This is a genomic window from Listeria sp. MAN/IMW/UF464 (assembly GCF_058683955.1).
In genome coordinates this window covers 1241237-1253111 of the sequence record NZ_JBZWZP010000001.1, presented here as the reverse complement: position 1 = coordinate 1253111, position 11875 = coordinate 1241237, and the positions used below count along the sequence as shown (strand labels likewise).

10 protein-coding genes are annotated in these 11875 nt (G+C 38.2%); 9 read left to right on the top strand and 1 reads right to left on the bottom strand.

Features of this window, described 5'->3' with window-relative positions; translation table 11 throughout:
• Positions 1-2: 2 nt before the first annotated feature.
• The 9 genes from AC4PG0_RS06360 to AC4PG0_RS06320 all read left to right on the top strand — a co-directional run bounded on the left by AC4PG0_RS06360 (position 3) and on the right by AC4PG0_RS06320 (position 9076).
• Positions 3-1115 carry a PTS fructose transporter subunit IIC gene (locus tag AC4PG0_RS06360; protein WP_003723113.1) on the top strand — a complete coding sequence of 371 codons (1113 nt, stop codon included), beginning with the start codon at positions 3-5 and terminating at the stop codon, positions 1113-1115.
• Positions 1116-1136: 21 nt separating this feature from the next.
• Positions 1137-3764: a mannosylglycerate hydrolase gene (gene mngB / locus AC4PG0_RS06355; protein ID WP_492167826.1), complete on the top strand. Its 2628-nt coding sequence runs from the start codon at positions 1137-1139 to the stop codon at positions 3762-3764.
• A gap of 32 nt (positions 3765-3796) precedes the next feature.
• Positions 3797-5731 (top strand): BglG family transcription antiterminator, encoded by a 1935-nt coding sequence (locus AC4PG0_RS06350; protein WP_194321478.1) that lies wholly within the window; start codon positions 3797-3799, stop codon positions 5729-5731.
• Positions 5732-5863: 132 nt separating this feature from the next.
• Positions 5864-6280: a DUF4064 domain-containing protein gene (locus AC4PG0_RS06345; protein WP_033838212.1), complete on the top strand. Its 417-nt coding sequence runs from the start codon at positions 5864-5866 to the stop codon at positions 6278-6280.
• A complete protein-coding gene (locus tag AC4PG0_RS06340) occupies positions 6271-6669 on the top strand; it encodes a hypothetical protein (protein ID WP_003770379.1) in 399 nt (132 codons plus the stop codon). The genes AC4PG0_RS06345 and AC4PG0_RS06340 overlap by 10 nt, the downstream gene beginning before the upstream one ends.
• 107 nt (positions 6670-6776) lie before the next feature.
• Positions 6777-7784 carry an inorganic phosphate transporter gene (locus tag AC4PG0_RS06335; protein WP_003770381.1) on the top strand — a complete coding sequence of 336 codons (1008 nt, stop codon included), beginning with the start codon at positions 6777-6779 and terminating at the stop codon, positions 7782-7784.
• A 15-nt stretch (positions 7785-7799) separates the two neighbouring features.
• Entirely contained in the window at positions 7800-8180 is a 381-nt protein-coding gene (locus tag AC4PG0_RS06330; RefSeq protein ID WP_033533438.1) for a VOC family protein, read from the top strand.
• A 68-nt stretch (positions 8181-8248) separates the two neighbouring features.
• Positions 8249-8641, top strand: a complete 393-nt coding sequence (locus AC4PG0_RS06325) for a DUF1149 family protein (RefSeq protein ID WP_003770385.1) — start codon at positions 8249-8251, stop codon at positions 8639-8641.
• Positions 8642-8653: 12 nt separating this feature from the next.
• The gene (locus AC4PG0_RS06320; RefSeq protein WP_003760402.1) at positions 8654-9076 is read left to right on the top strand and encodes a NusG domain II-containing protein; all 423 of its coding nucleotides are present in this window, start codon (positions 8654-8656) and stop codon (positions 9074-9076) included.
• Between the two features lie 40 nt (positions 9077-9116).
• On the opposite strand, the gene ppsA is transcribed toward AC4PG0_RS06320, so the two are convergent.
• On the bottom strand, positions 9117-11717 hold the full coding sequence (ppsA, locus tag AC4PG0_RS06315) for a phosphoenolpyruvate synthase (protein ID WP_003770388.1): 2601 nt from the start codon (positions 11715-11717) through the stop codon (positions 9117-9119).
• Between the last annotated feature and the right edge of the window lie 158 nt (positions 11718-11875).

The window sequence follows — 11875 nt, the reverse complement described above, 5'->3', positions numbered from 1 at the left end:
TCATGAAAGGGAAATTAAACGAAGCAAAAGACCACTTAATGTCGGGTATATCCTACGCGCTACCAGTCATTATCGCAGGGTCACTTGTTGTAGCTGTTGCAAAATTGATTGGGATTATCGGCGGGGTTACAAATCTAGATGCCTACGCAGATGCAAGCGGATTTTATCATTACGTTTACTTATTCCAAAATGTAGGTTGGGCGGCAATTGGCTTACTTAACTTAGTACTTGCGGGATATATTGCTTATTCTATCGCTGGGAAACCGGCTCTTGCTGCTGGTTTTGTCGGCGGAGTCCTTGCTACTAGTACAAATGCTGGTTTCTTAGGTGCCGTTGTTGCTGGTTTCTTCGCAGGTTGGTTAACAAACTGGGTGAAAAAACATGTCCGAATCACTGGACCTGCTGCTAGTTCTTTACCACTAATTATTTTGCCACTTATCACAGTTGGTGCCACGGGGATACTGATGTCACTGATTCTCGGCGGACCACTTGGTTGGTTAAACCAAACGTTACTTGATTGGGTAACTGAAATGTGTAAAAACGATACAAACGTCATTATTCTCGCACTTATTTTAGGAGCTATGATTGGTTTTGACCTTGGTGGACCGGTAAACAAAGCTGCTTGGATGGCTGGGAATGCGCTATTTATGAGTGGCATTTACCTACCTTCGATCATGATTAATGTCGCAATTTGTATTCCGCCACTTGGCTACGGAATTGCTACACTTTTACGCAAAAAGAATTATTCTACTACATTCAAAGAAGCTGGAAATGGTGCACTAATTATGGGACTGATTGGCGTTACAGAAGGTGCGATTCCATTTACACTACGTAGCCCTGGTAAATTAATTCCGCTAAATGTAATTGCCTGTGCGATTGGTAGTGCAGTAACAATGGGACTTGGCGCTTATGTGAAAATGCCGCCGATTGGTGGAATGTATGGTTTCTTCACCATTGGTAACGGCTGGGCTTACTTAGTTGGTGGCTTGGTTGGTGCATTTATCATCGGAATCTGCGCTAACTTATTCGTGAATTTCACCGAAGAAGAAACAGCTGCTGCAGATGATGCTGTAGATGATATTGATATTAGTTTTGATGAAATAGAGATTAAATAATAGTTGGAGGATTTAATTAAAATGGCTAAAACGAAAGTACATGTAATTCCGCATTCGCACTGGGATAGAGAATGGTATTTCACTTCAAGCCGTTCGACAATCTATTTAGTGAAGCATTTAAAAGAAGTGATTGAAACTTTAGAAGCGAAAGACGATTACCATTTTTACTTAATGGATGCCCAAAGTTCTTTAATAGAAGATTATTTACGCTACTGCCCCGAAGATAAAACAAGATTAGAAAAACTTATTGCTGAAAAACGGCTTATTACAGGGCCTTGGTATACACAAACGGACCAATTAGTCATTTCACAAGAATCAATCGTTAGAAACTTGCTCTATGGAACGAGAATCGCTCGCGAAATGGGACATAGTATGGCTGTCGGCTATGTCCCCGATGCATTCGGACAAGGTGGAAATATGCCGCAAATTTATAAAGAATTTGGGATTTCCAAGTTTCTATTTTGGCGCGGGGTTGCCGATAATCGCTTGAAACAAACCGAATTTATCTGGCGCGGTGATGATGGAACAGAAATGCTAGCAGAACAAATCCCATTCGGCTACTACTACGGAGCGAACATTCCGGAAAATGAAGCGGAACTAAAAACGTATTTGGATGAGCAAATTGGCGCTTTAGAAGAAAAAGCATCCACGCCAAACGTATACTTCCCGAACGGCTTAGACCAAGCGCCAGTCAGAAAAAACTTACCAGAATTAGTTGCGAAATTTAATGAATTAGATCATTCGCGTGAATACCAAATCGCTTCTCCAGAAACATTTTTTGCTGATTTAGAAAAAGATGTAACTGATTTGCCAGTCATTGCTGGGGAATTAACAGAAGGTAAACATAGCCGTCTGCACAAATCGATTTTCTCCACTCGGGCAGATTTAAAACAAGCAAATAATGAAATCGAAAACTTTTTAAGCAATGTGCTAGAGCCGGTTCTGTCGATAAGCTACTCACTTGGAAATCACTATCCACACAATGAGCTCGCGGAAATTTGGAAACTGATGTTTGAAAATGCTGCGCACGATAGCATTGGCGGCTGTAACAGTGACACGACTAACCGCGACGTCAAACATCGCTATAAATTGGCTTCGGATTTAGCAACCAATTTACTCGATTTAAACATGCGTCTAATTAGCGAAAAAATCGCACAAAAACAACCATTCCAATTTACCGTTTTCAACCCACTGCCATACGAAAAAAGCGGCGTGATTAAAATGACCGCGTATATCCCAGAAGACAATTTCACCATAGAAGATACGCGAGGAAACACGCTTGAATACACCATTCTAGAGAAAAAGGACTTAACGGAATATGTCTTAAATCAACATATTTATCTGAACCCAAGCAAACCAGTTTATTTACCAGAAAAAGTCTTTTTAGCAACGATGCTAGTCGATGTGAACAGCATTCCAGCGCTTGGATATGACACAATCTACTTTAATTTAGAAAAAGAAGTAGCTGAACAACAACCAAAACAATCTGCTGAAACAAAAATCGAAAATGAGTTTTACAAAATTCAGTTAGCAGATAATAATTCATTAACAATCTATGATAAGAAATCCGGAAGAACCTACACAGACCAAATGATTTTTGTGGAAAATGGTGATGACGGAGATTCCTACAATTATTCACCGCCGCGTAAAGATCTATTAATTTCATCTAAAGAAGCGATAATAGATAGCGTAGAGGCAAGTGTATCGGGCATTAACCAAACTTTAACTATTTCCTTCAAGTTAAATGTACCGTATAATCTAGAAGAACGTGCAAATGGTGAAAAAACAAAAGAAATGACAATCAAAACGTTAATTTCTTTACGAAAAAGCGAAGAGCTTATTCGCTTTGATGTGCAAGTTATCAACCAAGTACTGAGCCATCGTTTATGCGTCACTTTCGCAACTGAAATAGCTAGCAAATTTTCCACAGCTGACCAATTATTCGCCCCAATCAACCGTCCTGTACGACTGCCAGAAATGGACGTATGGGAAGCGGAAGAATGGCAAGAAGCACCCATTTCGATTGAAGCAATGCAAAGCTTCGTAAGTTTACATGATGAATCGCACGGTGTTGCCGTAATGACAGAAGGCGTGCGCGAATATGAAATCATTGGTGAAAATTATGATACGATTTCGCTAACATTATTCCGCACATTTAGTCATATGGGTAAAACGGATTTACTGTACCGTCCTGGTCGTGCTTCCGGTGAATCAATCGTTGAAACACCTGATGCTCAATTACTCGGCGAAATAAACGCCACATTTGCGCTAACCTTATTTGAAAGTTCTTTTGACGAAGCAAACATTGCGAAAAAAGCAAAAGAATACTTATCAAATCCACCAGTTTACCAAATGTCTGATTTTCTTAATGGTCGGTTGATTTACGTATATCGCGACGAAGAAAAAACATTAGACAGCACGTATAGCTTGGGACTCCCAGTGATAGATGGGGCGATTATTAGTGCAGTGAAAAAAGCCGAGGATAGTGATGCCTTCATTACCCGCTTTTTCAACCCTTATTTACAAAAAGAAATTGCCATCCCAGAAATTTTCCAAGGCAAAGAACGTCACTTGGATGAAAGCAATGAAGCTGAAACAATAACAACCTTAACACACGCTAAAGTGCAAACATATTTATTTGAAAAGTAAAGTTTAACTACCTCAAAAAGGAGCTGCTTATGATGGGATATTTCGCTTATAAACGTTTAGAAACACTATATGGCATGCTCCTTGATGCGGGTAGCCACCTGTCAGCTCAGAAACTCAGCCAAGATTTACATATTTCAGAACGAACAATCCGGACGGACATAGCCAAATTAACCGAATTCCTCGAAACAAACGGAGCAACCATTACCTTAACTAGGGGCGCGGGATATAAAATAGAAATCCTTGATCCCACTGCCTTTGAAGCATTTCAGGCCGACAAAAATAAACCAAAAAATGCGGATTATTTTGACTTGGATAACCCGGAAGAACGCGTGAAATACGAGATATTCTTACTACTTTCTAGCGCTGATTATATTAAATTAGAAGATTTGGCAGACACCCTTTTTGCTAGTCGTGCGACGATCTCTAATGACATGAAACAAGTCCGAACAGTTATCGCATCTTATGATTTAACGCTCGTCTCAAAACCAGGAAGTGGCGTGAAAATTGTTGGAGAAGAAGAAAAAATGCGCTACACACTAACGGCTCTGATTGCCTCGAAAAAAGCCCCAGAGTCCTACTTAGAAACATTTTTTGAGTGGCATAAACAAAAAGAAAAGTTGCAAAAGTTAATGTCAGCCGTGACGGATTATTTTTTTGCAAACAACATTCGTTTTACAGATGAAGCACTTCAAAATTTGCTCTTACATATGATGATTTTAGTAGAGCGAATTGAACTAGGGCATTCTTTAGAACAATTTGAATTAACAGATGTTAGCGAAGAAGAAATCACAATCGCAAATAATTTAGCTGGCATTCTAGCTTCTCTTTTTGAAATTGAAATCTCAGAAGGGGACAAAAACTATTTACTTCTCCAAATTGCTAGTAAACGGATTTTGAATGTGGAAGATAAAGAAATTAGCGAATTCGATGATTATGCCTATATTGAAGGGATGTTAAATCGGATTGAATCGCAATATTTTTATCGTTTGCAAGATGATTTACAGTTAAAAAAAGATTTGATCGCACACATTCATTCCATGCTATATCGCGTGAAATATCATATGACTGTAAAAAATCCAATGACCGAGCATATTAAACGATACTACCCACTGGCTTACGAAATCACGCTAGATGCAGTAGAATCACTAAAAAAAGATTATCCATACGATATTAATCAAAATGAATTAGCTTATTTGGCGCTTCATATCGGGGCATCATTGGAACGAAACTATCAAATATCCTATTATCGCCATAAATCAGCGCTCATTGTGTGTGGTTCGGGATTTGGAACTGCACGAATTGTCGAAGCGAAAGTAAAATCAGCCGTAAGTAATTTAGACATTACTAAAGTTGTTTCCATTCAAGAATATAATCGTTTTATTCATATTGAAGAAGATATTATTCTTTCCACCGTCAGAATTCCAGAAAAAAATAAACCAGTTATTAAAATTAGCAATATCCCGACGAACGAAGAATTAAAAATGCTTGGAGCGATTATCGAGGAGCAGACTGACCCTAATCGAGGCTTCTTATCTTCCTTTTTTGACGCTGCATTTTTTGCGAGAAGTACGCTTACTAATAAGACAGCGATTTTGGAAGAGATGGTTGAGTCACTAAAAAACAAAAATATTGTTGGCGACGAGTTTTTGAATTCTGTAATTGAAAGGGAACGGCTCGGTTCAACGGTACTCGGAACTGGAATCGCCATCCCGCATCCTCTAGGTTTAATGGCTAAAGAAACGAAAATCGTCATCAGAATTTTAGATAATCCGATTAAATGGGATCAAAAACAATCTGTTCACGCTGTCTTTTTATTATGTATTAGTAAAAATGATTACGAAGAAGCAATCAATATTTATGAATTACTTGTGGAATTAGTTCGCGAAGAGTACGGTGAAAAACTTGCGGCTTTAAAAGATTTTACGGATTTTACTAGTTTAGCGAACGATATTTTAAAGAAAAAGTAAAAGCTACCTCCTTTTTATCAAGGAAGTAGCTTTTTTGATGAAGTTTTAGTGAACTTTTTGATTTTACCATTTGGTCAAAGGCGATTTCATGGTACACTAGTAAGGAGGATAATTATACAGATGGAGGATTTAATGAATAGACAAACAGAATTTATTTTGCTTATAATAGGCGCTTCTTTTAGTATCATCACTTTTTTTGCAGCAGCATTATATGCGTTAATTTTTGGATTTAGCGCAATTGTTTTATCGGGTTCACCAATGACTTATGGTGGTTCTGAAGAAATGATTATGTCTTGGATATTTACTTTCTTTTCTATTATTGCGGTGATTTTTACAGTAGCATCAGCTGTTTTTGGATTTATTGGAGCTTTTAAAATTAAAAATAACAGCTCTAAAGTAAAAACAATTGCTGTTTGTTTTATCGTTTTAGGAGGATTGCAAGTTTTTTCAATACAAGGTATTCTATTTTTAATCGCAGGAATTTTAACTCTTACAAAAAAGGAATACAAAACAAATTTTAGAGAAAATGAGGGGATAAAATGGGAATAGCAGTCTTCTTTCCAATATTTTTGATTTTTGCTATGTTTCTAGGACTCGCAGCAAAAGTGCTATTAGCTATTTGGATTTATAAAGATGCAGAACAACGCGGTATGAATGCGATTCTGTGGTGCCTATTAATGATTTTCATCAATGTAATTATTATTCTAGTTATTTATCTTATCGTTCGTACAAAAGGCGAGGTAATGAGAAAAAACTTAGGTCTACTTATTAGTGGGATTGGTGTAGCGGTAGTAAATACCTTTATCGTCATTATTGCCTGCATTTTCTTGCTATTTTTCGTAGCAAACGATGGCGGAATGCATAATATGATGAACGATTATAACTACGATTATGACAATGAATATCAATATGATATGGACAACTGGCAAGAATTTTAATAACATCTGTAAGAATCTGCTACCAAATATGGAGCAGATTCTTTTTATATTTACATAAAAGGGGTATAGACTATAAAAAAGTGAATCTCGACAAGGGGAACTGTTGAATGGATACGGTTATTTTAATAACGGTTATTATCGTTATAATGGGGTTAGCGTTTGATTTTATAAATGGGTTTCACGATATTGCCAATGCCGTTGCTACGAGTATTTCCACTAGAGCGTTAAAACCACGTGTGGCGATTGGGATTGCTGCTGTGATGAACTTTTTAGGAGCGATTTCTTTTACAGGAGTAGCCGAGTCGCTTACAAAGAGTATAGTGGATCCTTTTTCATTAAATAACGGAGAATTTGTGGTTTTATGTGGTTTAATTGCTGCGGTGATTTGGAATTTGATGACTTGGCTTGTTGGGATGCCGAGTAGTTCCTCGCACGCTCTTATTGGTGCGATAGCAGGTGCTTCTATTGCTTCTGCTAGTAGTTTTAGCGTGCTTAATTGGTCTGGATTTACCACGATTATTATCGCGTTAATAATTTCGCCAATCATTGGTTTTACAGTCGGCTATTTAATATATTCGCTCTTTAAAACCCTTTTTCATGATAAAAAACTTGGTAAAATGAATCGGCGTTTTCGTTTTATTCAAATTGGAACTGCTGCCGTTCAAGCATATTCTCACGGTACGAATGATGCCCAAAAAACAATGGGGATTATCACGCTAGCTTTAGTTGCAAGTGGACTTTTAAAAGAATCAGCTGGAATTCCGTTTTGGGTTCAAGTTAGTTGTGCGGCTTCCATGGCGATCGGTTCATCTGTCGGTGGTTACCGGATTATCAAAACAGTTGGAACAAAGATTATGAAAATTACACCAGTAACAGGAGTAGCTTCGGATTTAAGTTCGCTTTCGGTAATCATGTCAGCTACTTTAATCCATTTACCAGTGAGCACAACGCAAGTAATCGATAGCTCAATTATGGGTGTTGGAACAGCTAATCATAAAAAAGAAGTAAACTGGCGTACAGGTAAAAATATGGTGGTCACCTGGTTCATCACATTACCATTAGCTGGACTCTTAGCGGCAGTGGTATACTGGATATCAGCAGCCATTTTCTTATAATTAGGAGGAATTTAAATGAAAATAGAACATGTAGCTTTATGGACAAAAGATTTAGAAAAAATGAAACAATTTTATGTGACTTATTTTGGTGCAACAGCCAATGAGTTATACGAAAATAAAACAAAAGGCTTCAAATCCTATTTTCTCTCTTTTAAAAGTGGGGCAAGGCTGGAAATTATGAGCCGCATCGATGTTGCTGGAAAAAACACCGGCGAAAGTCTAGGCTGGGCACATATTGCAGTTGCGACAGACTCAAAAGAAGCCGTGGATGAACTAACAGAAAAAATAAGACAAGCGGGTTTTAGTGTCGCTGGTGAGGCGAGAACAACTGGAGACGGCTACTATGAAAGTGTAGTTCTTGATCCAGAAGGCAATCGAATAGAAATCACTTGTTAGTACCTATTTGTCACTAACTTATTTATCGTGTAGTATACAGTTATACATATTATTGATGAGGTGAATTTATGGATATTGTAACTAATAAAATTGTCGTAGAGAAATACAACTTTGAAACAACGATGGAAGAAAATCAACCGGTCGAAAACAAAATTGAATTAGAAGTCCATGAAGTAGAACCAGTTGATGGAAACGTAGAATTAATGGCTAAAGGTAAGATTTTTAAAATCACGATTCCGTTTTTACTAGTTCTTGAAAATTTCCGGATTGACGGTCGAATTAGCCGTATTATCCAGTTAAAAGACTTTTTTGGTCAATTTTCTGACTTAGAAGCAAAAGATGTGGAAGGTTTATCAAATCCACTAATTGATTATATTAAACGTCTTACTTACGATGTGACCGAAATTGCATTTGATGAGCCAGGGGTTAGTTTAGATTTTAATGCTAATCATAACGGCTAGATAGGAGAAGAAATGCGCCAATATATGAAAATGGTACGCCCATTTGATTTTGTAATTATCGTTGCACTGATTTTGGGTTCGTTTTTACCACTATTGTTATTTTCCGTTGCTGAGGCTAAAAATACCGGCGATGAAGTCGTAGCAATCATTTCACAAAATGGCAAAGTGATTCGGGAAATTCCGCTAACAGGTCATAAAGGAAATGAGCAATTTACGATTAAAGGAAAAGGCGCACAATATAATTTGATGGAAGTAGACGGCGAGCGAATTCGCATCAAAGAAGACAACAGCCCTGACCAAGTTGGTGTGAAAATGGGCTGGAAATCTAAAGCTGGTGATACCATTGTTTGTTTACCCCATAAAGTATTCGTGGAAATAAAATCAACACAGAAAGATAGCAAAGATCCTGATACAGATTTAATTGTGCCAAATTAAAAAACAGCAAGCCCAGTATTTGGGGCTTGCTGTTTTTTATTTAATCAAGGAGTTCGATATATCCTTCTGTTCCATTTATTCGAATACGTGCGCCATCCTGTATAATTTTAGTGGCATTTTCGACACCAACAACAGCAGGGAGGCCATATTCCCGAGCAATTACTGCTCCGTGCGTCATCAGTCCGCCAACTTCGGTGATAAGCCCTTTAATTGAAACAAACGCCGGAGTCCAGCTTGGGTCGGTAAAAGCTGTAACTAAAATATCGCCATCTTCTAAATCAGCTTTTTCCATATTCAAAATAACGCGTGCCCGACCTTCAACCACACCCGATGAAACAGGCAGACCGAGAATCGCGCTCTCCGGAAGGTTTTCGCGGTGATATTGCCCGCTAATCATTTCGCCGTCCGATGTAAGAATCCGCGGTGGCGTCAATTTTTCATAAGAAGCAAAATCGCTTTTTCTAGTATTAATCAGTTGGTAATCAGCTTTATTTGTACGTACAACTTTGCGTAATTCATCAAAATAAAGGAAATAAATATCTTCTTTTTCTGAGATAACTCCACTTCTCACAAGCTCTTCGCCAGCTCGGAGTAACGCGCGCTTATAAATAAAGTAACGATTAATCATTCCGTATTTTGGATACTCGCGATAGCCGATGAAATTACGTAAAGTATCGATTTTCTTTTTTGTTTCGGCCGCTTTTTCAGCCCCGTCTGGAAGCTCTTCTAACTGTTTTAAAAGGGTTTGTTCTTTTTCGCGCGCTTCTTTTTTGCCTTGTTCGAACTTGTGTTTACTTGCATTTGGTTCGAAATTTTTAATATTACTCAAAATTAATGGAACGAGCGCTAGCGGGTTTTCAATCCAGCGCATTTTTGTTAAGTCGATTTCGCCGGCACAGCGCATTCCGTATTTTTCTAAATAGGCTTCTATTGCATGTTTTGCTTCATTACCACCTTCTAAATGAGCTAAATCAGCTAAGAAATCTGGATTTTTAGTTTGTTCTAAATAGCTTCTAACAGCAGGATACGGTCGAATAGCATCGGCTACATCTAACAATTCTAAGCCCATCTGTGAAGTAATATTATTGGGTGCGGATTCAGAAAGTGTATCTGCTACGTTTTTTTCACCAAGCCATTTGCTAATATGCTCGTTTAACCATGCAGACGCGTCCATACCAGCCATAATTGCATCAATGCTTGTCTGGTTAAATAAAACGCTTTTAAGCTCCAGAAGGTCCTCTACAATGAAATCAAATAAGGCGGAACCTGATTTCGTTTTAATCGTCTCATTAAGTTGGTTAATGGATGCTTCACTATTTTTTACTAATTCAAAAACGACAGCGGGATCAGGAATATTTCGTACGGGTGGTTTGCCTGGTGCGGTCGCATGATTGGGTGTGTTTTCCACAGGTAATGGTGGCAAGAAATCTTTTTTATTAATAACTGTCAAAAGAGCATCTTTAATTAATGGGTCAGACGCGCCAAGTGTATTTACCATCATATCTCTTGAAGTGGGGGAGGATAGGCTTTGGGTAATATCCACGAATAATCTTCCACCAGCTGGATACATCGAAGCAGGGGTTGTCATTAAATAAAAGGAAAGACCAAGTGGCTTCATTGCATCAGTCATCATTTGTTGATGAGCCACAGATATATAGACCCGATTTCCTGGCTCGTCCACCTCAGGAACTGGATAAAGCGTAGTAATCGGACGACTTTGAACAATATAAAATCGCCCCTCAGCCAAACACCATTCAATATCTTGTGGTTTATTAAAATGAGTTTCTACGGTTCTGCCAAGTTTAGCTAAGGTTAAAATTTGTTCATCGGTTAATGTTTGTGCTGTTTGCTTGGATGGCTCCAGTTGCTTTGTTTCTGTTCCCCCTTCTTTTAACCCATATATGGCGATTTTTTTAGTGGCAATGATTTTATTTGTAATAGTATTTTCTTGGACGGTATAGGAATCTGCTGACACTAAACCGGAAACTAGAGCCTCACCTAAGCCGAAACTTGCATCAATAGCTAGCGATTTTCGATTAGACGTGATTGGATCTGCGGTGAATAGGATGCCAGAAGCTTCAGGGAAAATCATTTGTTGAACAACTACAGCCAAATGCACCTTGCTATGTTCAAAATGGTTTTCGTTTCGGTAAATAATAGCACGCTCGGTAAATAAAGAAGCCCAGCATTTACTAATATGGCGCAGTATTTCATCTCTACCAATAATATTTAAATAAGTATCATGTTGCCCAGCAAAGGAAGTATGAGGGAGGTCTTCGGCGGTAGCGCTAGAGCGGACAGCAAATGCCGCGCTCGCATCGATGTTCATAATAGCAGCATCAATTTCAACGCTGATTTCTGGAGCAATCGGGATATTTTGAATGAGTGTGCGAATCTTTGCGCTAATTTCACGGATGGTTGCTGTGTTTTCGTTTTCTTGGAGTGTGAGTTGTTCCAGGAGTTGTTTGAATTCATGATTTTCTGCTACGGTTTCTTTGTATGCTTCGGTCGTAACGGAAAAACCGGCTGGTACGCGCACGCCTTGAATCTTTGCGCACTCGCTTAAATTCATTCCTTTGCCACCAACTAAGGCTTCATTTGATTTGTTGGTTTCCTGAAATTTCAATACGTATGACGTCATTTCGTTCCCTCCCAAATTTTCGCAAAAATAAATTCTTGACTGTAAAGCGGCAATGTTATATAATTAAAGTAGGGATTGCTTTACATAAGTCTGTTTAAGCGATTATATCTTTATAAATTTACCATGAATCCAGCTATTTTTCAATTAAAAACCAATAT

What these genes read in the sequence shown, in the direction of transcription:
- AC4PG0_RS06360 (WP_003723113.1), top strand. Translation starts at nt 3, where the DNA reads ATGAAAGGGAAATTAAACGAAGCAAAAGACCACTTAATGTCGGGTATA.
- mngB (WP_492167826.1), top strand. Translation starts at nt 1,137, where the DNA reads ATGGCTAAAACGAAAGTACATGTAATTCCGCATTCGCACTGGGATAGA.
- AC4PG0_RS06350 (WP_194321478.1), top strand. Translation starts at nt 3,797, where the DNA reads ATGGGATATTTCGCTTATAAACGTTTAGAAACACTATATGGCATGCTC.
- AC4PG0_RS06345 (WP_033838212.1), top strand. Translation starts at nt 5,864, where the DNA reads ATGAATAGACAAACAGAATTTATTTTGCTTATAATAGGCGCTTCTTTT.
- AC4PG0_RS06340 (WP_003770379.1), top strand. Translation starts at nt 6,271, where the DNA reads ATGGGAATAGCAGTCTTCTTTCCAATATTTTTGATTTTTGCTATGTTT.
- AC4PG0_RS06335 (WP_003770381.1), top strand. Translation starts at nt 6,777, where the DNA reads ATGGATACGGTTATTTTAATAACGGTTATTATCGTTATAATGGGGTTA.
- AC4PG0_RS06330 (WP_033533438.1), top strand. Translation starts at nt 7,800, where the DNA reads ATGAAAATAGAACATGTAGCTTTATGGACAAAAGATTTAGAAAAAATG.
- AC4PG0_RS06325 (WP_003770385.1), top strand. Translation starts at nt 8,249, where the DNA reads ATGGATATTGTAACTAATAAAATTGTCGTAGAGAAATACAACTTTGAA.
- AC4PG0_RS06320 (WP_003760402.1), top strand. Translation starts at nt 8,654, where the DNA reads ATGCGCCAATATATGAAAATGGTACGCCCATTTGATTTTGTAATTATC.
- ppsA (WP_003770388.1), bottom strand. Translation starts at nt 11,717, where the DNA reads ATGACGTCATACGTATTGAAATTTCAGGAAACCAACAAATCAAATGAA.